Here is a 23400-nt window from a genome sequence, read left to right on the forward strand (position 1 = left end):
CGGGTTGCATTGTTAATGCGTTGGGTTGCATTGTTAATGCGTTGGGTTACATTGTTAATGCGTCGGGTTGCATTGTTAATGCGTTGGGTTGCATTGTTAATGCGTTGGGTTACATTGTTAATGCGTCGGGTTGCATTGTTAATGCGTTGGGTTGCATTAAAAACGCTACGCTTTTACGCAAAACTGCACTTAGCTAAAGTTACCCTACAAAAAGCAAGCTACAATCGGGCTTTAAACTCCCATCTGAAACTCTCTTATCTACAAGACGCTACGCGTAACTTGCTTCCCTGTAAGAGTACAGTTTTGAATTGTTATTGATGGTTTTAGGAAACTTTTTCGAGCTTCTTCTGAGTTAATTTGGATAGCTTATGACGTTTGAGTATTGAAGGTGCGCCCAGAGTGCCAAGGATGAGTAAGCTAAAAATAGAAGTGGGTTCAGGGATGGTGATGATGCTCGCAGAAAAACTAATGGGTAACTGACTATCTTCCAATCCCAAATTTTCAAAACCTGGTATGATTGGCGGCGCAGAAAAAACCTCTAAATAACCTGGTGTCGGCAAAAAACTCGCGAAAAATGGATTAGAATAGTTTCCTCCCGAAGTGGAATACCCAAAACCATCACCTGTTAACTGCTGAGTATTAAGACTAATTAAATTATCAACATTAAAAGGTTCGTTTCCTGGTATTGGAGTTCCGGCGGGTTGCAGACCAGTAATTGTTTCACCATTTCGTGTACCAGTAATTCCAGAGATCAGGTAAAAACCCAAATCGTTAGGGGTGTCATTAGTGATAAGAGTACCGTTTGCTGCTATGCCAGTACCAGAATAATTCCAGTTCCAATTTAAAGCAGAGGCGGTTTGCATTTTCCCGAAAGCTAATCCAGATACGGTGGTGAGGGCTACGGCAGATAGAGCTAGATTTTTCATGGAAATCGTTAGTGCGATCACGGATCTTCTAGAATTTTCCCATGTATTGTACGGAATCCCCAGTAGACATCTGGTGAAAATGAATGTAGAGACGTAGCAGTGCTACGTCTCTACAAGGATTCTGGATAACACATATTTAATTTCTGGAGATGTCTAGTGACTAAAACTGCCACCCAAACGTAGTTGAGGCAGAGTGCCCAGATTTTTGATCCTCAAAAACAGTCATAACTAAAGCAGGAAGTCCTTTGTAACTGGAGTTAAGAAGCTAATGCCGTGGTTTGTAAAAATTGAAGAAGGAAAAGTTGATAAACCTACCTTTGACCAATATGTACCTGCTCACAAAGCCTACATTCAGGACTTAATTGCTAAAGGACACAAAGCGCGAACAGGTTATTGGGCGGAGCAAAGAGGCGGCATGTTGCTGTTTGAGGCAGCTTCAAAGCAGGAAGCAGAAGCGATTGTGGCTGACGATCCTTTGGTGCAACACGGTTGCGTCAACTATCAGCTTTATGAATGGCGAATTGTTATGGAATAACACACACTTACTGACTTTTCATGTTATGCTTTTAAAAGACCTGGATCTATGCGATCACAACACCCAAATCTTGTCAGAACCGGAAGGTAGCAGCAACACGGGAGGCTTGTGGTAGGCGTAGTCTCCGGGTCGCCCTATTTTTAGGAGCCTTCAGCAACAATGCCTGGTTTTGGAGATATTGTTCAAAAAGCTTTTTACCTCGGTGTTGGATTAGCTTCTTACGCAGGTGAGAAAGCAGGGGGAAAATTAGCCCAAGTGCGATCGCAAGTCCAAAAACTGGCAGATGAAATGGTTGCAAAGGGCGAAATGAACACAGAAGAAGCCCGCCGCTTCGTTGAAGAGATGATGAAGCAAGCCCAACAGGCTCAACCATCTGCCGAAACCTCTGAGAAAACACCCCCTTCTGAGCCTCGTCGCATTGAAATTTTAGAGGAAGATGAAGAACCAACGGTGAAAGAGGTATCAAATGATGAGAATGTAGATAAATTACGCCAAGAAGTACTAAATCTACAAGACGAGTTAAAACGATTGCAACGCGACCAATAGCATTCTTTCCTCGGAATATCATTAATAAGTGGCATTTTGACATGACACTTGTGATAGAAACTTGATAAGATACATTGCCTAGTACAGCACGGCGTAAAAAGATATACCATTCTAAACCCCTGAAAACCTTACGCTGTATTCATTTTGAATTTTGAATTTTGAATTCCGCCTTGCGGTACTAGTGTGTATTTTAGTGCTTCAAGCCAGATAACACAAAGCGTCCTGTTTATAGCCTGCAAAGGTGTCAAGTTTATGGAACAGTGGCAAAAAGATTTAGCAGAAATCGTTGAAATAGTGGCTGAAGAAGTAGAGCGTTTCTTCCTGGGAATGAGTGAAGTGGTAGACGCATTTTTTGAGCTAACGGAAGAAGTCACCGAGCAAGTACACAATAACATTGTTACTGAAGTCGATCAGTATTTACAGGATTTTGCTGAACCAATGATGGAAGCTTACTGGGAATTGGAAGACATTGTTGCAGATGCAGATCCGGGTTTTCCTTATTTAGTTGAACCCACAGCCGACAAAAATCCTGCCTGCATCGGTTGTAGTCATTACCACGGGCAAGTATATGGTGGTAATTTGTTAGTTTGTGGTATGCATCCCCACGGTTGTGAAGATGAGAGTTGTCCAGATTGGGAGAAGGAAGAGTATTGAGAGGGAGAGAGGGAGAGAGGGAGAGAGGCAGGGGGCAGGGGGCAGGGGGCAGGGGAGTAAATGAAAAATTACAAATTACAACTAAAAATTAACAAATGACAACTGATAAATTATCTGATAGTCTATCCGAGGCAAGCCAAGAAATTAAGTATGGCGAACGCGACATTGCAGAAGGTAAACTAATTACCTTTCCGAATCCGCGTGTGGGGAGGCGATATGACATTAGCATCACTTTGCCGGAATTTACTTGTAAATGTCCGTTTTCCGGTTATCCTGACTTTGCGACAATTTACGTTACTTATGTGCCTGATGAACGGGTAGTGGAATTGAAGGCGCTTAAGCTTTACATTAACAGTTATCGCGATCGCTACATTTCCCACGAAGAATCTGCCAATCAAATTTTAGATGATTTTGTGGCTGCTTGCGATCCGTTGGAAGTTACGGTGAAAGCAGATTTTACGCCTCGTGGTAATGTGCATACTGTGGTTGAAGTGCGTCACCAAAAGTAAATATCATCAATGATGAGCGCTGATGGCTTTATTCGGCAATTTTATTGATGGCAGATTGTACTTGAACCACAACTTTTTTAGACAAAGGAATATACCCAAGTTCCAAACTGGATTTTTGCCCGTCAATCACCGCCCAATCAACAAAGTTTTTCAGAGCTTGAGCTTTGACTCGGTTTGGATATTGCTGATAAGTTAAAAGCCAGCTGTAAGTAACGATGGGATAAGATTGGGCATCGGTAGGATCGGTGATAAAAGCAATTAAGTTATCGGCGGGTAATTTCACTGCTTCTAAAGTTTGAGCTACAGATTTTGGTGTCGGCGCAATATAATTACCAGATTTATTTTCTAAAGCAGCTACAGGAAGTTTATTTTCTTTGGCGTAAATATACTCTACATAGCCAATAGCTCCGGGTATTTGTTGAATTAGGGCGGTAACACCTTCATTACCCTTGCCACCAATTCCTACTCGCCATGCTACAGATTTACCAGCCCCAACTTTGCTTTTCCATTCGGGACTTATGGCGCTTAGGTGTTGCGTTAACACGCTTGTAGTCCCACTACCATCAGTTCGGTGTACAACCTGAATCGGTAAATCGGGTAAACTTACTCCTGGATTAGCTGCGGCTATTCTAGGATGATTCCAATTTGTAACTTTTCCGAGAAAGATATCGACGTAAACTTGGCGTGGTAGCCTGAGAGCAGTTGGCACATTGACTTGAGGCGACTGCTGTGCAACTGGTTTGAGGTTATAAGCTAACACAATAGAACCGGCTGTTAGAGGTAAAGCAATTACTCCCCGTTTTATCTTGGCTGCTTGTTCATTTGTAATTCCCACATCACTAGCTGCAAAGTCCACAGTACCTTCGATGAGTTGTTGCACTCCAGCACTACTACCTATAGCTTGATAGTTAATTTGTACATCAGGATGTTGCTGATTATAATCTGCAAGCCAGCGCTCATACAAAGGTGCAGGAAAACTTGCCCCAGCACCAACGAGAGAAATATGTTTGATGTTTCGATTATTGGCAGTGCAAGAAGTGATATTTAACAAGATAGCGATTAGGGTTGGAAGGTAAACGCGTCCTTTAAATTTAAATTGAGCAGATATAGAAATCTTTTGTTCCAATGGTAATTTTCTAATTAATTGTAAATAACTTTGAAACGCTCCAGGAGCGCAGAGGTTAAGGCATAGGCGCAACTCTTGGAGATGCTACGTGAACGCCTTCCCGCAGGGTAGGTACGCAAAGTCATCCTCCGCGTTACTCTGCGATTTCCTTCTCTGCGAGACGCTGACGCTCCTAACGTCGCTACCGCTTCGCTAATGCGAATGCGCCCCTGGAGCGTTTAAACTTCAATCGCTGCCTCTTTCTCCTCACCTTTTGGCTGTGAACTCAGCCGATCTAAAATATCTAAAACCTCTTGTTCAAAAGCAACTTGGGCGCGATTAGTTTTGCCACCAATATATAAGCGATCGCCTTTTTGCAATGCCCAGATTTGCGAGTGAGAAAAGTAACTCATCACCACACCCAGCATCAGCAAACCAAACCCTGAGTAAACAATTGGAATGCCTGGATCGGCTTTAATTTGTAAGCCAGTGCTACCAATGACATCCAAAATTTTCAGCTTTACGCCATTTACTTCGGTGTACATTCCAGCGCGGACTGTATCAACGAGTTTGCCAGTGGCATCATAAATTAATACCATCCCTTGCAAGTCTTTCGCCAACAGGGAGACACCCTGACTCAAATCTGGTTTAGTAGGAACCCAGGTTCCCCAAATGCGACCGTTACCGTTGGTGTTCAATTGCGCCATCGGTAGCTGAAAAACGGGGCTATTGTTAAATTGGACGCGAACACCTGCAATTCCCCAATCAGTTTGATAAAAAGTTATGCCATGATAGCGCAGAGGTTCGTTGACAAAAATCTTCTTGTGGTCAATTTCCTTTCCCTGATTATTCAAGACAGACAGATCAGAATAAAATTGATCGATGCCGCCAGATGGAGTGTAATCAATCCAAAAACGATTGACTCGCACAGACCAATCTTTCGGGATTTTTGCAGCTATTGGGCCAGCATCGACAATATTTGTCACTTGAAATGTATCGCCACTAGCAACCATTTCCTGAGCGAGAAATCCAGTCATCGCCCCCCAAATTCCCCCTAGTAAAATAGCGACGATGCCAATATGAACAATAATTGGCCCGATGCGTCCGACTATTCCCTTGCGGGCGTAAAGGAGATTTTCTTTCTCTTGATCTTGAAAAATTTTATAGCGGTGTTTCTGTAATATTTGACTGAGAGAATCTAGCGAACCAGTATCTAATTCTGTACTTAAAGCTAATTTTTGAAATTGTCGTGGTTCTTCGTAATATTTCCAGCGCTGGGCAGCTTTTAAGGCTGGTAACTGCCGGGTAAATGAACAAGCAGTTAAGCTAGTGCCAAATAAGATGAGTAATGACAGAAACCACCAGGTACGATATACATGGTCTAATCCAACTACTTGAATTACCTTCCAAGTTAAGAAACCAAATAAAGCTGGATGTTCCGGGTAATTGGCTTGGTAAAATGCGGGTGACTGACCTTGTTCAATGACAGTACCGGTAGAGCTAAAGATTGCAATCAATAGCAGTAGTGCGATCGCTAATCGTAAGTTAGTCAATACAGGCAAAAGCTCTTGCCGTAAGAACTGCCCAGGTATCGCCCACCATTTTAATTCTTTTGCAGCTGAATCTTCTAAAGTCATTATGTGTAAAAGCTAATACAGGTATTGAAAAAGGGACTGGGGATTAGGGACTGGGGACTGGGAAAATTGTTCGGGGATTCAGACCACTACCCATGTTTTGTTCGCGCAGCGTTCGCATGAGAAGAAAACTCTTCCCAGTCCCCAGTCCCCAGTCCCGGAGCGCCATTCCTAAAAGACTTGCTGCGCCGAAGTCTCTTAATCCTGGCGCGACCCCTTGATATTAAAGACTGCCGAGGGGAATTCGAGAAATTAAGGAAAATACACCAAATCCTACCAATAGTGCCCCGCTAACTGGGTTAATCCAACCAGACCAGCGACGCAATTCTAGTAATTTTTTAATTGAAGCTGTAAAAGTACCCGCCAAAATTAACGGTGCTACATAACCTGCTGTGTAAGAAAGTAGCAAAACAGCACCTAAAATTAAGTCTTGTGTATTGGCAATCCAACCTAGTAAACTGGCTAAAACAGGCGTGCTACAAGGGGATGCCACTAAGCCAAAAGTCAGTCCCAGCAAATAGGAACGCAATCCTGTTGGCAAATCTGGCGAAATCCAATTCGTTTCATTCAAGGATGGAAATTGTATAGGCAGTGCTTCTAATAAGTTCAGCCCCATGAGAATAGCGATAATGCTGACGATAATCGGCAAACCAATTCCCACTTGACCGTAGACTTTTCCCACAAAAGCTGCTATGACACCCATCCCTGCCAATGTAGTTGCTAAACCTAGAGCAAACCAAGTTGATTGGGCCGCGGCTTGCAAGCGGCTTTTGGCTTCATAACCGCCGATGTAACCAATGGTAATTGGCAGCATGGAAAGCATACAGGGTGTGAGACTGGTGAGCAAGCCAGCCGCAAAGATGATACCAATACTCACCACGCTAAGGTGTGTCAGTTGGTTAGAAACGAGGCTGTTGGCGAATTGTTCTAATTGATAAATTTGGGTTTGCAGGCGATCAAACATGGGGAGTTTCTGAGCGGGAAATGCTTACTCTGCTTGAATTGTAGCTTATTTTTGTCTGTAGAGTCAGCAGAAGTGATTATCCGCAACTGATATTATCGAACAGAATTCAGGAGTCAGGAGTCAGAATTCAGCAATGTTTTCTGTGCGACTGGTAGATGAATAAACGGGTTTAAAACCCCAGACGCTCGCGGACTCGCTTGCCGCCGGCGCTATCGTCTGCACGGTGTCTACAATTGGTTGGGGTCTGAATCCAAGGGCGAAAGTGATTCTGACTCCTGAATTCTGACTTCTGAATTCTTCTTCAACTAAATTTCATCTGCCCCAGGAAATGTATCTAAAATACAATTAGGCTCGGATTATCCCTGAAGAAACACGGCTGGAGTATTTGGCATGATGATTGCATTACCCGGATTTAAAATTGCGACTTTGTTAAAAGCAGGGGTAAAAGCAGTCATATACCGTGGAATTAAGGTTGAAGACCAGTGTCCAGTAATTATCAAAGGGCTACGTCCAGAACAGTGTACACCCAATAATATTGAACAACTTAAACATGAGTATGCGATCGCACAAAGCTTAAATACCACCGCCGTAGTCAAAGCCTACGCCTTAGAGATGCACCAGGGAATCCCTTATTTAATTATGGAGGATTTTCAGGCGCGATCGCTCGACCAATTTCTAGACCAATTTCAACAACCTGTGCCGTTTCTGAAGATTGCCATTGAAATCACCAGTAAACTCGCACAAATCCACACTTGTAACATTGTCCACAAGGATATTAAGCCGCAAAATATTTTAATTAACCTCGAAACTAATCAGGTAAAAATTGCCGATTTTGGAATTGCTGCTTTCATTCCCTACCAGCAGCAAATAGTTAGCAGTTCCAGTCGCATTGAAGGCAGTTTACCTTATTTATCACCTGAGCAAACTGGGCGAATGAATCGAGGGATTGACCATCGCAGCGATTTGTATTCACTGGGAGTCACCTTTTATGAAATGCTCACAGGTCAGCTACCATTTCAAGGTAAAGACCCCTTGGAGTGGGTGCATTGTCATATTGCTAAATCTCCGTTAGATCCGAAAAAACTGAACTCTGATATTCCTCAAATGCTCTGTGAGATTACCATGAAATTGCTGTCGAAGGTTGCAGAACAGAGATATCAGAGCGCTTTAGGTTTGCAATTTGATCTAGAAAAGTGTTTGAAGCAATTAGAGACAACCGGAGAAATTCAATCCTTTGTTTTGGGTCAGCAAGATATCTCAGAACGCTTTCAAATTCCCCAAAAATTGTATGGGCGAAAACCAGAGATAACCAAGCTTCTGCAAGCATTTGAGCGAGTTGTGAGCCAAGGAAAACCAGAACTCGTGTTAGTTTCGGGTTATGCTGGGGTTGGTAAATCTTCTCTGGTGAAGGAGATTCACAAACCCATTGTTAGAGAACGTGGGCTTTTTATCTCTGGCAAGTTTGATCAGTACAAACGAGACATTCCTTATTCCACCATTGTGCAAGCTTTTAAAACACTTGCTCGACAAATTTTAACTGAACCGGAAGAGCAACTTTCTACCTGGAAACAGGAAATAAAAGTAGCTTTAGGGAACAATGGTAGGCTAATCATAGATGTAATTCCAGAAGTTGAACTAATTGTTGGCGAACAGTCTTATATCCCAGAGTTAGGGCCTGCTGAATCTCAAAATAGATTCAATTTGGTGTTTCAGAACTTTATCAGCGTCTTTGCTAAAAAAGAACATCCACTCACTGTTTTTTTAGATGATATGCAGTGGGCAGACACCGCTACTTTGAATTTAATTGAAACTATTATTACTGGTTCTAGTATCCAGTATCTCTGCTTCATTTTGGCGTATCGAGATAACGAAGTAGATGTTGTACATCCATTTAATTTGATGATAGATAAGGTTCGGCAGTATGGGGCAAGAACAACCGAAATTCTGCTGACACCGTTAAATCTTGTCTATGTCAATCAGTTAATTGCTGATACCTTGCATAGTTCAGCAGAGCAAGTAGAACCTCTGGCTCAATTGATTATCCAAAAAACTGACGGGAATCCTTTTTTTGTCAATGAGTTCCTAAAAACATTGCATCAAGAGAATCTACTGAATTTTGACCCCACTCAATCCCCCACCCCCCTTGGTAAGGGGGGACAGAGGGGGGTAAAAGGGAGGTGGCAATGGAATCTAGCTGAGATTGAAGCCCAAGGTATTACAGATAATATTGTCACTTTGATGATTGGGCGGATGCAAAAACTGCCAATTGCAACTCAACAGGTACTTAAATTAGCCTCCTGTATCGGGAATCGTTTTGATTTAGAAGTTTTGGCACTTGTTGGGGAACAGTCTATTGAAGAAACGGCAAATGCACTTGTTGAAGCAATTTTAAGAGGATTAATTATTTCCATTGAGTCAGATGAAAGTGTTCATAAAAACTATCGTTTCTACCATGACAGAGTTCAACAAGCTGCTTATGCCTTAATTGCCGATGAATCAAAGTCAGCTGTTCACCTGAAAATTGGGTGGCTTTTGCTGAGAAATGCGAATGCTGAACAAGTGAATGAGCAAATTTTTGATCTAGTCAATCAACTCAATCTCGCGGTGGATCTAATTATTGAACAAACAGAAAAAAATGAATTGGTGCGATTGAATTTAATCGCTGGTAAAAAGGCAAAAGCTTCTACAGCCTATACTCCTGCAAAAAGATTTTTTAGCGTTGCTATGAATCTTTTGGCTGAGAATGAATGGTTTGAACAATACGAACAAACATTTACTTTGTTTAGAGAACAGGCTGAGTGTGAATTCTTAACCGGAAATTTAGAACAAGCAGAAGAATTATTTAATTTATTATTGCTGAAAGCAAAATCTCATGTAGATAAATCTAATATTTATATGCTGCAAATCAGACTCTATCAAGTTGCAGGTAGATATGAAGAAGCACTGGCATTAGGATTAGAAGCTTTAAAACTTTGTGGGGTGAGATTCCCTGATACAAATGAGGAAATGGAAGGTGCGATAGCGATTCAAAAAAACCAGGTATTGATAAATTTAGGTAATAGACAAATCTCTGATTTAATTAATGCTCCGGTAATCCAAGATCCAAATATTAAGACACTGATTAGTTTGTTGACCACTTTGGGGCCACCTACTTATTTAGCTAGACCCGATCTCTTTCCCTTAGTCGTACTTCAAGCTGTTAACTACTCCCTCAAGTTTGGTAATACGGAAGATTCCTGTTTTGCTTACAGTATGTACGCGATGCTGTTGGTTTCTATCTTCCATGATATTCCCACAGGTTACGCATTTTCTGAGATGACCATTCAATTGAATGAAAAGTTTTATGACTTGAAACTTAGAGGAGTTGTTCTACACATTCATGGAAGTCATATTAACGTTTGGTGTAACCATATTGCTACCGATATTCCCTTTTTAGAGCGGGGATTTATCGGTTGTGTGGAAGCAGGTGATATAACGATGGCAAACTACAACGGCTATCAAGGCTCGTGGCAAATTATCCAGTTAGGATATCCAATTGGAGATACATACAAATCTCTAGAGAAATACACTACATTTGCCCGTCAGTCGAAACATGAAGCTGTTTATCAGACAATCAGATTACAGCAGATGCTCCTGATGAATCTGCGCGGACTTACTCGTCACAATCTGACTCTAAGTGATGATAATTTTGATGAATCACACGCTTTATTTGTAATTACAGATGCAGGTTTTGTCAGTGGGATTATTTTTTATCACATTATCAAATTAATTATCTTTTTTACATATAGAGAATATACAGAAGCATTGAAATCTGCCTTAGAATTATCTAATTTGCCAGTAACGACACTGGCATTACCAATTGAAACAGATTACATTTTATATTACTCGCTGACTCTAACGGCTCTTTATCCAACAGTATCTAATCAAGAGCAAGAACAGTTTTTGCAAACCTTAGAATCCCATCAGCAACAATTGCAATATTGGGCTAACCACTGCTCTGCCAACTTTTTACACAAGTCTCAATTAGTAGCTGCTGAAATAGCTCGGATTGAAGGTAGAGATTTGTCAGCAATGCGCCTGTATGAGCAATCAATTGCTTCAGCCGGTGAGCAGGGATTTGGGCAATACGAAGCTTTGGCTAATGAGCTAGCGGCTAAGTTCTACTTGGAGCGAGAATTTGAATTAATTGGCAAAACTTATTTGGAAGCAGCTAAAAATGCTTACGTGCGCTGGGAGGCATTTGCTAAAGTCAAGCACCTCGAAGAATCCTATCCTCAGCTATTGCCACAACAACAGCTTATCTCTAATGGCACGTTTATCACCACAGGTGAGCATTTAGACTTTTTATCAGTAGTTAAAGCCTCTCAAACTATCAGTAGTGAGATTGTTTTTTCACGGTTGTTGAAGACATTAATGCAAATTGTGATCGAGCAAGCGGGAGCAGAAATCGGTTATTTGTTGCTTGAACATGAGCAAAATCTGGTGATTGAAGTAGAAGCTAAGGTTAATACCCAAGCAGAAAAGCTCAATGTTTCTCGACCTATATTAGAGGGTGAAATTTCTCAGCTTATTCCGCAATCAATACTGAATTATGTTCAGCGAACTCAAGAAACAGTGATTTTGCAGAATGCTACTGAGCAGAATTTGTTTTCCAAGGATGAGTATGTAATTAAAAAGCAACCTAAATCTGTACTTTGTTTGCCGATCGCCCGTCAGTCAAAATTACTTGGTATTTTATATTTAGAAAATAATCTCATCTCCAGTGCCTTTACACAAGACAAACTTTCTGTATTAGAAATTTTGACAGTTCAAATTGCTATTTCTCTAGAAAATGCTCGTCTTTATCAAGGTTTAGAAGACAGCAAAACACAACTAAATTTGGCGTTGAAATCTGCCAAAATCGGTGTTTGGAGTTGGGATATTAGCAGCGATCGCTTTGACTGGGATGAGCAGGTTTATCAATTATTTGGGTTAACACCGGAAACCTTTGCTGGCACTTCTAAGGAAATTTTAGCTCGTCTGCATCCAGATGATCGCGGATTGCTGGCTCAATCGTTGAGTCGAGCAATTAACGAAGGTGTGGAGCATAATTTAGAATATCGAATTATTTGGGATGACGGCAGTATCCGCTACGCAGCCTGTCGGGGAAAAGCCTTTTTCAACGAAGCAGGTAAAGCCACACACATGAGTGGTGTTGTGCTTGATATCACCGATCGCAAACAATCTGAAGCCGAACGTATCCAACTGATTCAAGAGCAAACCGCCCGACAGGAAGCAGAGGCCGATCAGCAACGAGCAGCATTTTTGGCTCAAGTCAGTGCAACCCTCGCTTCTTCCCTCGATTACCAAAATACGCTAGCAAGTGTGGCAAATCTGGTTGTGCCTTACTTCGCCGATTGGTGTAGCGTTGATCTGCTACAAGACAACCAATTTATTAATCGGGTAGCGGTTGCTCACCGAGATCCAGAGAAAGTTAAACTCGGTTGGGAACTTCATCAGCGTTATCCAAGAAAATTGGATGAACCTGGAGGTGTGCCGAAAGTGCTGCGTACAGGAATTGCTGAAATGGTAACTGAAATTTCAGATGCAGCCCTAGCAGCAGCCATCCCAGATCCAGAATATCTGCGGATTCTGCGGGAACTTGGTTTAAAGTCTTGTATGATGTTGCCCCTGATGGCACGTGAGAGAATTTTTGGTGCAATTTCTTTTGTGACTGCGGAATCAGAACGTTGTTACAGCACAACTGACTTGTCATTAGCGGAAGATATTGCCCATCGAGCGGCGATCGCGATCGATAATGCCCGCCTTTACCAAGAAGCGCAGCAAGCACAAAGAACGGCAGAAAGAGCATTAGAGCGTATTGCCCGTCTCCAGTCAATTACAGCTGCTCTTTCAGAATCGCTGACACCAGCCCAAGTATCTGATGTGATTGTAGAGCAGAGCATGGCTGCATTGGGAGCTAGTTCTGCCCTTGTTGCTTTGTTGAATGAAAGTAAAACTGAACTGGAAATTGTACGTGCGGTTGGCTATAACCAAGATTTGATAGACACTTGGCGGAATTTTGCCATCGATTCACCCTCTCCCTTAACAGAAGCGGTGCGGACTGGGAAACCTATTTGGGCACAAACAACAGAAAATCGGATGGCTCATTACCCACATTTAGCAGAAATTTACGCCCAATATGATTTTAATGACTGGATTTCTATTCCATTGATGGTAGAAGGTTGGGCAGTTGGCGGTATAAGTTTGGGATTTACCCAGCCTCAACAACTTAGTGGAGAAGATCAAGCATTTATCTTGGCTATTGCTCAACAATGCGCCCAAGCGATCGCTCGCGCCCATCTCTACGAAGCCGAACTAACGGCAAGAAGCGCTGCTGAAAGTGCAAATCGCGTCAAAGATGAATTTTTAGCTGTGCTGTCTCATGAATTGAGAACACCACTCAACCCGATTTTGGGTTGGGCAAAACTAATGCGGAGTCGCAAACTTGATCAAGCAACCAGCGATCGCGCCCTAGAAACTATTGAGCGCAATGCCAAGTTACAAACTCAATTAATTGAAGATTTGCTGGATGTCTCCCGCATCCTTCAGGGTAAACTTAACCTCAACTTCGACCGGATTAATTTAGTATCAGTGATTGAAGCTGCGATGGAGACAGTGCGTCTATCGGCGGAGGCTAAATCTATCCAGATTCAGACAATTTTTGAATCTGGTATGGGAGAAGTTTTAGGCGATGCCAATCGATTACAACAAGTCATTTGGAATATTCTTTCTAATGCCATTAAGTTTACTCCCATCGGTGGGCAGGTAAAAATTAAATTAGAGCAAGTTGGCTTACAGGTACAAATCTGTATAACTGATACAGGGAAGGGAATTGAACCTGAGTTCTTACCATTCGTCTTTGATTATTTCCGTCAAGCAGATGGTGCCACAACTCGCAAATTTGGCGGTTTAGGTTTAGGATTAGCGATCGTCCGTCATCTCGTAGAACTTCACGGGGGAACTGTGCAAGCAGAAAGTCTGGGCGAAGGTAAAGGAGCAACTTTCACCGTCAGGCTTCCATGTTTACAGGATAAAAACAAAGGAATTAAGGATTTAGAACATAACTCTTCACTGGTGGCGAATCAGTCTTTGCCCTTATCTGGCTTAGAGATTCTGGTAGTGGATGATGACGCAGATATGCGAGAATTTTTGCCCTTTATGCTAGAGCAATATGGTGCAACTGTTACTGTTGTCGCCTCAGCCATTGAGGCTTTAACAGCATTGAGTCAATCCCAGCCAAATCTGATCGTCAGCGATATTGGGATGCCAGAAATGGATGGTTATATGCTGATGCGACAGATCAGAAGTCTGGAACCAGAGGAAGGCGGGACAATTCCCGCGATCGCTTTAACTGCTTATGCTGGTGAGATGGATCAGCAACAAGCGATCGCTGCGGGATTTCAACAGCATATTTCTAAGCCTGTAGATCCAGAGGAATTGGTGAAGGCGATCGCGTCATTGGTTCCCGATTTGGCATGATGATGGAATATAGCAGTAGCATCCGAGGAACGTTGTAAAAGAACAGCCAGAAACACAGGTAAACGATTAGGGACTTCCAAATATCTCAAACAAGTTGCTTTGGATTAAAGATAGGCAAACTGACGCTCCTACCCTTGGCGCGTCTTTTCAGGGTATAAATCGCAAAAATTGCAAGGAACCCAGCTATACTTTCAATGCACGACATCTGAAAAATTAAGTAAATGCCGACACTTGGGTAAAGCTGATACTAATGCCCGTACTGGTGCATATTTGTCTTTTTTTAGACCTTTAAATTGTGATGCTCCCATTTTTACCAATAAATACTGAGAGATCGTAAATTATGCAAGTGTGTCTGGTTACAGGTGGTAACTCTGGTGTAGGTTTAATGACGGCTGTAGGTTTAGCCAAATTAGGCAATCATGTATTTATTGCTTGTCGTTCGGCAAATAAAGCTGCAAAAGCTATAGACTATATCCGCCAAACTACCGGAAATCAAAATGTGACATTTTTACCTCTTGATCTAGCTTCTTTAGATTCAGTTCGCAACTGTGTGAAACTATTTAATGACAAAAATTTACCATTACATATATTAGTCAACAATGCGGGTATATTCAACCGCAGAGGCACAACAAAAGAAGGTTTTGAACTGATTTGGGGGACTAACTATTTAGGTCATTTTTTGCTCACTTATTTATTACTAGAAAAATTGCAAGAATCTGCCCCTAGTCGCATTATTATGTTAGCGTCAGATTTGGCATTATCTCCAAGTGGCATTGACTGGAATTTATTAGTTAAAAAAACACCGTTAAATTTTATCAAATTATATGCCGTTTCTAAACTCTCTTTATTGCTTTTAACAAGAGAACTTTCTCAACGATTAAATAATTCTCAAGTCACTGTTAACGCAATACATCCAGGCTTTGTGCAATCAAACATTACTATATGGCATCGTCTCAGTAAATATTTAGGTTTAGGTATTTCCTCGGAAGCTGGAGCATATAGCACCCTTATTTGCGCTACTTCCCCAGATTATCAAAATGTTAGTGGAAAATTTTTAGATAGTCATACTCAAGAAATTCTATTACCGAAAGTAGCACAAAATCAAGAATTATCAGAGCAATTATGGGAACGTAGTTTATTATGGGCTGGTTGCAACCAACAGCAGAAGACAAAAAAAATTAATTATGATGGTGCTGATGAAATTTGGGGGCCAAACTCTCTCATTTTAACCAGTAATGAAATAGCTGATATTACCCAATATATTTTTGATGAAGTTTTAAGAAAATTACCAATAAAGATATTATTAAAACAGGTAATTAAATCATTTATCAGATTTGATATTGGGTCATTGTTCATTATATTGATTCAAGTGTTTACTAAATCTTTTTACATGGAAAGACATTTAGATTCACCTGTGATTTGGCAATTATGTCAAGATAAAAATTTATTAGAAAGGCTTAATGCTCATTTAGGGGAAAATTTAGTATTATGGCGATCAGAATTGTGGGTAAACTATCCCGCACAGCAATTAATTCCTTTTTGGCATCAAGACGCTTATCCTAAACTGCTGAAAGGAGATGGTAAAACTATCCATGCTTATATAGCTTTGACAGAAGTTAATGAATATAATGGATTTGAGTATATACCTAATATTTACTTAAAAGATTGCCAGATAAAAGGAACCGATCCTTTTAGTGGTAATCACTTTTTTGAAATCAGTGATGAAGTCGCCCAAAAAGCTATTCCTGTAGTATTACGTCCTGGTGAATTTGTACTATTTAGTGATAGATTATTACATCGTTCAGTACGTAATAATAGCGGTAAAGTCCGACTTTCTTTAACGCTCCGGTTGACTCAGCCAGAGGTAAAAGTTTTACCGGGTTATAGTTCTAATTGCCATGAACCTGTAATTTTACAATCACAAAAATAGCTGATGGTATCAAATATTCACCCATTCCTCTGGCTTATTAATTTATTTTTAGCGGGGGAATCTGAAAACTTACGATTAAGTTGGTAAATGGAAAACGTTTAAAGCTAAAGAAATTAGGCTGAGAAACGTTAAAAACCCAATTGTATCTAGCATTGTAGTCACTAATGGGCCACTAACCAAAGCAGGGTCTAGTTTCAAGCGTTTCAAACCCATTGGTAGTAAAGTGCCGAGTGTAACAGCCACAATTGTATTAGTTGCCATTACCATTCCAGCAATTAAAGCTACCCATCGCTCTTCGGGTCGCGCCCAAATTAAGGAAAGCAGGATCATCGTTGTGGCTAAAGCGAAAGCTGTACCTGAACCAGCTAGAAGTTCCTTGCGGAGAATTTTTAAGGTATCTTTGGGTGTTACCTCTCCTACTCCCAAGCCGCGAATTGTCACCGTTAATGATTGAATACCAACAGTACCACCAGTGTTAGAAAAAATCGGCATGATTACTGCTAAAACCGGCACTGCGGCAATTACAGATTGAAAAGGCGCGATCGCACTGGCGGCACCAATATACAGGGCCATGATGCCCAACAGCCAAGGCAAGCGGTTACGGATGGTTAACAGGGGAGAGGATAAAGCTGCTTCATCACCACTCACACCCCCCAGTTTTTGGATATCTTCTGTGGCTTCTTCTTCCAAAATATCCATGACATCATCAATGGTGACAATGCCTACCAATCGGTCTTCTCGATCAACAACGGGGATAGCGATTAAGTCGTAGCGCTGCATGATTCGCGCCACTTCTTCTTGAGGGGTTTCAGTTGTTACCTTAATGACGCGATCGCTAGCAATATCTTTGATGAAAACATCGGGAAAGGTAAACAACAATTGACGCAGTGAAACTACTCTCACCAGCGTCCGGTTGTCATCCGTGACGTAGGCGTAGTAAATCGTCTCCTTGTCTTCATCCTGACGGCGGATCTTACTCAAGGCTTCACCGACAGTCAATCCTTGGCGCAACCGGACATATTCGGTTGTCATCACCCGCCCAGCCGTGCCTTCTGGATAGCCGAGAATCGTTGCTGTTGCTTGCCTTTCTTCTGGACTCAGTTCTTGTAATAGCCGTTTGATGACTCCAGCTGGTAGTTCATCAAACAATTCTGCCCGTTCGTCGGGACTCATGGCTTCTACAAGTTGCACTACCTGGACATCATGCAGAGAATTAAGTAGTTCTTCCTGTACCTCTGTTGGCAGATATTCAAATACATCAATTGCTTGAGCTTTGTTGAGTAAACGGAATGCGATCGCCCGTTGTTTTTCAGGCAATTGTGTAATATAGTCTCCCACATCCACCGGTTGCAAGCGATTTAAATCCCATTTCAACTGGTTCAAATCGGTAGTATCAGCCAGCAAATCATGAATATCTTGTGTAAGCATGAGATATATCTCCTAAGTCTCCCCCGCGCTGGGAGACTTCCTCGCCAGTTCAGAGGAGGTTGATACTGCCATCTGGTGGACTATTGCCCATAAAATTTCAACAATTCAATATCGATATCTAAATTAAGGCATCGCTGTTCATCATCCTAACCCGGAATAGCACTCTCCGATAGATACTAAGAGTTTTGATCGCTTGGACATGGTGGTAAACCAAACTTTTCATTACCTCGTTTAATAATTGAATTTACCTAACAATACTGTTTGCTCACCTTTGAGGCAGCAAAAGCGAAAATTCTCCGAAATATTGAGATGCCAAGCTGTAAATAACTTTATCCTTTTAAACAAGGATATGTTAAGACAATACGAGATAATTGCACTACCAGGTTATGCCCATAGATTTACGGGAATTTTATCAGGCTAGCGATCCCAGCAGAACTCTGTTTGTCAACAATAGCTCTGATGGCAAGTATTATATAGATTTTTCCTCGGTACGGGGTGGTGATATTCTTGGCAAGCTGAAGCAGAAAATTACTTTTTTTAAGCCCAATGAACCCACTTGTACTTTATTTACTGGGCATATTGGTTGTGGAAAATCGACAGAACTATTACGGTTACAGGCAGAACTGGAAAAGTTAGGCTTCCACGTCGTCTATTTTGAGTCCAGTGATGATTTGGAAATGACCGATGTCGATATTGCTGATGTGCTGCTAGCGATCGCTCGGCGGGTGAGTCAAAGTCTGGATAAAATTACTTTGGAGACACCTAACAAATTTAATGAGTTGCTGCAAGGTGCTTGGAAAGTCTTAAACTCCGAGGTGACGGGAGTAAAAGTTAAGGTTCCCAACGTCGGCGATTTTGGTGTCACCTCTGAAAAAGAAAAGCTTTCTCTGTCTGTGGGCATTGGTGAAATCACCGCGAAGATGAAAAATGACCCAACACTGCGAGAAAAACTCAATCAGTATTTAGCACCGCAAAAAACTAAGCTGCTGGAAGCGATTAATCAAGAATTATTGGAACCTGCGATCGCTAAACTAAAACAGCAGGGTAAAAAAGGTCTGGTGGTAATTGTCGATAATCTTGACCGCATAGATAATCGTGCCAAACCTTGGGGTCGTCCGCAGCAAGAATATTTATTTGTCGATCAAGGTGAGTTTTTAACAAGGCTGAATTGTCATCTACTCTACACTATGCCCTTAGCTTTGAAGTTTTCCAATGATTACGGAATGCTAACCCAGCGTTTCCCAGAAGATCCCAAAGTGTTACCAATGGTACCTGTACAAAAAACTGATGGCAGCGTTCATACACAGGGAATGGCACTGATGCAGCAGATGGTACTAGCGAGAGCTTTTCCTGACTTGACACCAGAGGAGCGTTTAAATAAAATTACCGAGATTTTTGATAGTGCTACTAGCCTCGAACGGTTATGTAAAATGAGCGGTGGTCATGTGCGGGACGTGCTGAGGCTGCTAAATACCTGGATTATGGAAGAAATGAGTCTTCCCCTCACCCGTGAAACTTTAGAGCAAGTTATTCGTTCTCGTCGCAATGAAATCATGTTACCGATTTCTGATGATGAGTGGCAATTGTTACGTCACGTCAAGGAAAGGAAAAAAGTAAGTGATGACCACGGATATCAAAAACTAATCCGCAGTCGGTTTGTCTTTGAATACCGCGATGGTGGCGAGTCTTGGTTTGATGTTAATCCCATATTGGCAGAAGCCAGAGAGTTGCAGTGAAAACAATCCAAGAATCAACTTATAGCCAGGGCGAATGGAATTCGCGGCTACACAAACAAAGCCCACCTCCGTAGGCTAAGAGAAAATCAAGATTTTATAACCCACGGAGGTGGGTTTTGCCTGTGTAGAAGCGGTTTCTAACCGCCCTTTTAACTTATGACAGACTCTTATGACAGACTCGCAACCATCAGAAGATAACCCTGTAAACACCGATGTCTACGACGGGCTACATCTACGCTCTCTGCAACAATTAGCTTGGGCAATAGAATCCTCTGCGGGACAGTTTAAGCTGATTTTGGCACGGTGTAATTATGGTAGCTTGCGCGATCGCTTAATCTCCAGACTGCGGGAAATTTGTCAAGTTGAAATTCGTGTCTTGGTGGTGCAGCAATCTAACAGGACTCTTTATACTGTAATTCGGGAAGAATTCGGCGAAGAAACACCAGCCTGTGTGATGGTTGTGGGTTTGGAATCAGTGCAGAATTTGTCAGTGATGTTAACTTCTGCAAATCAGGTGCGGGAAGAGTTTCGCAAGAATTTTGCTTTTCCCTTAGTGTTGTGGATTGACGATGAAATCTACAAACAACTAATACAGTTTGCGCCAGATTTAGAAAGTTGGGCAACTACGAGAGACTTTGCCATATCAACACAGGAATTAGTAGATTTTGTCATCGAAACGGCTAATCACTGGTTTAGCAATAACTTAAAATTTAGCGTAGATGTATATATTAAATTAGAAAATGAGTTAGAAGCAGCGCAAGGATATTTACTCAACCAGCCAGATATTTATAATTTAGAAATTCAAGCTAATTTAGAATCTTTATTAGGTTTTATTAAACAAATAAATAATCAAAAAGATTCGGCGTTAGAGCATTATCACAAAGCTGAGAAGCTCTGGCAGCAAAATCATAATTTAGAACGACAGGCAAAAATCCTCGGTGAGATTGGCTTTTGCTATTATCTCAAAGCTTTTAAGCATCAAGATATCAATCATCCAGATTGGCAAGCGACTTGGCATTATGTTCAAGAGTATATTAATTTTATTAACCAGTTCCAAAATCCAGATTTAATCGCCAATTCATTAGTTAAATTTGGTGATATCTTGCGAGACTTGCAAAAGTGGGAAATGTTGCAGAGTCTTTCAGAACAAGCTTTAGTAATCCATCAGGCTAACAAACAGTCAAGGGAATTAGCCAAAGATTACGGCTTTTTAGCTGCGGTGGCTTTGGCTCAAAATAACTGGGTGAAAGCAAATCAGTTAGTTAAGGAAGCCTTAAAAGTTTTTGATGAGATTCCCAATCTAGAATCAGCGAATATTTCAGGGGTTTTATCTGATATTCCTGAAAAGGATTTCAAATCAAAAGATTTGAGCTTATATAAGTTTATTTTAGGTCGTTCTCAATACCATTTAGGTCAAACTCAACAGGTCGCGCCAAGTTTTCCCAGTCCCCAGTCCCTAGTCCCCAATCCCCAGTCCCTTCTTCAACAGGCAACTCTCAGCTTAGAAACTGCTAGAGATGTGGGTAATCCCCTAGAAGATGTCAGGCTTTACTTGGATATTCTCAGGTTTTTGCAGCAGCTTTACTTTGAGCAGAAAGAATATCTCAAAGCATACAACATTAAACAGCAACGGCGTTCCATTGAACAGCAATTTGGCTTGCGGGCTTTTATTGGTGCGGGTAGGTTAGAAGCTACAAAACAGGCATTTGTCAAGACATTGCGCTCAAACTCTCCCCAAGGAAACATTGCCCCAGAAATTGCTGCATCTGGTCGCCTCTTGGATGTAGAACGTTTAATTGAACGCATGGGTCGGTCTGATTATAAGTTAATAGTAATTCATGGGCAATCGGGTGTAGGCAAAAGTTCCCTGGTGAATGCGGGACTAGTGCCAGCTTTAAAGAATAAAGCGATCGGTATTCAAGATTATTTGCCGGTGGTAATGCGCGTTTACACCAACTGGGTGGAAGAATTGGGGCGGGTTTTGGGAGGGAGTGATGAATGGGGAGTTTGTAGAGACGCGATGAATCGCGTCTCTCCTGACTGGGGAGAGTTAGAACCTCAACGTTCAACCTCTGAACTCGGAACTTCGACCTCTGAACTCGGAACTTCGACCTCTGAACTCGGAACTTCGACCTCTGAACTCGGCACTTCGACCTCTGAACTCGGCACTTCGACCTCTGAACTCGGCACTTCGACCTCTGAACTCGGAACTTCGACCTCTGAACTCGGAACTTCAGCCTCAGAACTCGGAACTTCAGCCTCAGAACTCGGAACTTCGACCTTTGATATTCAAAATACCCACTCCTTACTTCTCTCGTCATCTTCACGCCCTAATGCAGACGCGATGAATCGCGTCTCTACAAAGTTTCTAATTACTCAACTACGCGAAAACGAACAGCGCAACCTGCGAACGGTGTTAATTTTTGATCAATTTGAGGAATTTTTCTTTGTTTACACCGAACCAGCCCAAAGGAAGCAATTCTTTGAGTTTCTGGGAGAGTGTCTGAATGTTCTCTCGGTGAAAGTTATCTTATCGCTGCGGGTAGATTACATCCATTACTTGCTAGAGTGCAATGATTTGCCCAGTCTCAAGATTATTGGCAATGACATTCTCAGTAATAATGTGCTTTACAAGTTGGGGAACTTCTCACCTGTTGATGCCAAGTCAATTATTCAGCGTTTAACAGAGAATGGTGATTTCCACTTAGAACCTGCTTTAGTTGAACAACTGGTGCTGGATTTAGCCGGGGAATTGGGTGAAGTTCGTCCCATTGAGTTGCAGGTTGTGGGGGCGCAACTGCAAACTGAGAATATTACAACTCTGGCAGAATATCGGCAGGGTGGCACTAAAGACGAACTGGTTAAACGTTATTTAGATGAAGTTGTTAATGATTGTGGTGAAGAGAATCAGCAAACAGCAGAAATACTACTGTATTTGCTCACCGATGACAAAGGAACTCGCCCTCTAAAGACTCGCGCTGAGTTGGAAGGCGATTTACACACATTGGGTGTAGAAACCAACAAACTTGTAGAGACGTTGCATGTAACGTCTCTACAGTCACCATCTAATTTAGATTTGATTTTAGAAATTTTTGTCCAATCCGGCTTAGTGGTTTTGCTACCAGAGAACCCGGCTGACCGTTATCAACTGGTACATGACTACATCGCCGCCTTTATCCGCCAGCAACAGGAACCGAAGTTAAAGCAGGTGATGGCGGAACTGGAAAAGGAACGAGAACAAAGAAAAATTAGTGAAGCGAAACTCAATAACTTTCTCAAACGCGCCCTTTTTGGTTCCGTCGCCGCAGGATTAGTATTAGCTGGGTTAGCTGGGTTATCATGGCGATCGGCAATAGAGGCAAATGAGCAAAAAAAGCAAGCCGATATTAATGAAATTGACGCCATTAATAACTCTTCAGAAGCGTTTCTTGCCTCTGGACAACATCCAGATGCTTTAATCGCAGGTTTAAAGGCAAGTGAAAAACTCAAACGCACACCATTGGCACTAGAAAGAAACGATACCCGAATGCAAACTGTGGCAACTTTACAGCAAGCGGTTTACTTACAGCCCAACGAAAAGAAAGAAAACCGCGCTATAGAGATTAACACTTTAGAAGGGCATAGCAATGGGGTCAGTAGCGTCGGATTCAGCCCCGATGGCAAGACACTGGCTTCTGGCAGTTATGACAACACGATCAAACTCTGGGATGTCAGCACAGGCAAAGCCATCAAAACCCTGAATGGGCATAGCAGTGGGGTCAGTAGCGTCGGATTCAGCCCCGATGGCAAGACACTGGCTTCTGGCAGTGGTGACAAGACGATCAAACTCTGGGATGTCAGCACAGGCAAAGCCATCAAAACCCTGACTGGGCATAGCAGTTGGGTCATTAGCGTCGGATTCAGCCCCGATGG

The 23400-nt window shown here is 42.0% G+C and carries 14 protein-coding genes and 1 other RNA gene; 10 read left to right on the forward strand and 5 right to left on the reverse strand.

Annotation, left to right across the window (positions count from 1 at the left end; genetic code table 11):
- On the forward strand, positions 1 to 318 hold a 318-nt coding region (locus V7K76_RS31940), incomplete at its 5' end, for a hypothetical protein (RefSeq protein WP_335030380.1).
- A 5-nt stretch (positions 319 to 323) separates the two neighbouring features.
- Here the strand turns inward: V7K76_RS31940 and V7K76_RS31945 are convergent.
- Entirely contained in the window at positions 324 to 926 is a 603-nt protein-coding gene (locus tag V7K76_RS31945) for a PEP-CTERM sorting domain-containing protein (protein ID WP_334774592.1), read from the reverse strand.
- 268 nt (positions 927 to 1194) lie between these two features.
- Here V7K76_RS31945 and V7K76_RS31950 point away from each other — a divergent pair, with 268 nt between their 5' ends.
- From V7K76_RS31950 to queF, 5 genes are all read left to right on the forward strand, one after another.
- A complete protein-coding gene (locus V7K76_RS31950) occupies positions 1195 to 1461 on the forward strand; it encodes a YciI family protein (RefSeq protein ID WP_179064534.1) in 267 nt (88 codons plus the stop codon).
- Between the two features lie 37 nt (positions 1462 to 1498).
- Positions 1499 to 1595, forward strand: an RNA gene (ffs, locus tag V7K76_RS31955) — signal recognition particle sRNA small type.
- A 25-nt stretch (positions 1596 to 1620) separates the two neighbouring features.
- Positions 1621 to 2007, forward strand: coding sequence for a phasin family protein (locus V7K76_RS31960; RefSeq protein WP_334774593.1), 387 nt, complete (start codon positions 1621 to 1623; stop codon positions 2005 to 2007).
- 252 nt (positions 2008 to 2259) lie between these two features.
- Positions 2260 to 2661 (forward strand): hypothetical protein, encoded by a 402-nt coding sequence (locus V7K76_RS31965; RefSeq protein ID WP_334774594.1) that lies wholly within the window; start codon positions 2260 to 2262, stop codon positions 2659 to 2661.
- Between the two features lie 95 nt (positions 2662 to 2756).
- Positions 2757 to 3170, forward strand: coding sequence for a preQ(1) synthase (queF, locus tag V7K76_RS31970; RefSeq protein ID WP_334774595.1), 414 nt, complete (start codon positions 2757 to 2759; stop codon positions 3168 to 3170).
- 28 nt (positions 3171 to 3198) lie between these two features.
- Here queF and pstS read toward each other — a convergent pair whose 3' ends face one another.
- The 3 genes from pstS to V7K76_RS31985 all read right to left on the reverse strand — a co-directional run bounded on the left by pstS (position 3199) and on the right by V7K76_RS31985 (position 6873).
- Positions 3199 to 4296, reverse strand: coding sequence for a phosphate ABC transporter substrate-binding protein PstS (gene pstS / locus V7K76_RS31975; protein ID WP_334774596.1), 1098 nt, complete (start codon positions 4294 to 4296; stop codon positions 3199 to 3201).
- Between the two features lie 218 nt (positions 4297 to 4514).
- Positions 4515 to 5912 carry a cytochrome c biogenesis protein gene (locus V7K76_RS31980; protein ID WP_334774597.1) on the reverse strand — a complete coding sequence of 466 codons (1398 nt, stop codon included), beginning with the start codon at positions 5910 to 5912 and terminating at the stop codon, positions 4515 to 4517.
- A gap of 220 nt (positions 5913 to 6132) precedes the next feature.
- Positions 6133 to 6873, reverse strand: coding sequence for a cytochrome c biogenesis protein CcdA (locus V7K76_RS31985; protein ID WP_334774598.1), 741 nt, complete (start codon positions 6871 to 6873; stop codon positions 6133 to 6135).
- A 390-nt stretch (positions 6874 to 7263) separates the two neighbouring features.
- Between V7K76_RS31985 and V7K76_RS31990 the strand changes: the two genes are divergently transcribed.
- A complete protein-coding gene (locus V7K76_RS31990; protein ID WP_334952921.1) occupies positions 7264 to 14394 on the forward strand; it encodes an AAA family ATPase in 7131 nt (2376 codons plus the stop codon).
- 340 nt (positions 14395 to 14734) lie between these two features.
- Positions 14735 to 16324: an SDR family NAD(P)-dependent oxidoreductase gene (locus V7K76_RS31995; RefSeq protein WP_334952919.1), complete on the forward strand. Its 1590-nt coding sequence runs from the start codon at positions 14735 to 14737 to the stop codon at positions 16322 to 16324.
- A gap of 75 nt (positions 16325 to 16399) precedes the next feature.
- Here V7K76_RS31995 and mgtE read toward each other — a convergent pair whose 3' ends face one another.
- Entirely contained in the window at positions 16400 to 17752 is a 1353-nt protein-coding gene (mgtE, locus tag V7K76_RS32000) for a magnesium transporter (protein WP_334952917.1), read from the reverse strand.
- A gap of 386 nt (positions 17753 to 18138) precedes the next feature.
- On the opposite strand from mgtE, the gene V7K76_RS32005 reads away from it, so the two are divergent.
- Together V7K76_RS32005 and V7K76_RS32010 are read left to right on the forward strand one after the other, a co-directional pair.
- Positions 18139 to 19488: an ATP-binding protein gene (locus tag V7K76_RS32005; RefSeq protein ID WP_335030381.1), complete on the forward strand. Its 1350-nt coding sequence runs from the start codon at positions 18139 to 18141 to the stop codon at positions 19486 to 19488.
- Between the two features lie 169 nt (positions 19489 to 19657).
- The coding region (locus V7K76_RS32010) for a WD40 repeat domain-containing protein (RefSeq protein WP_335030382.1) at positions 19658 to 23400 on the forward strand (3743 nt) is incomplete at its 3' end.

Source organism: Nostoc sp., assembly GCF_036917975.1.
In the GTDB taxonomy this organism is placed as follows: domain Bacteria; phylum Cyanobacteriota; class Cyanobacteriia; order Cyanobacteriales; family Nostocaceae; genus Nostoc.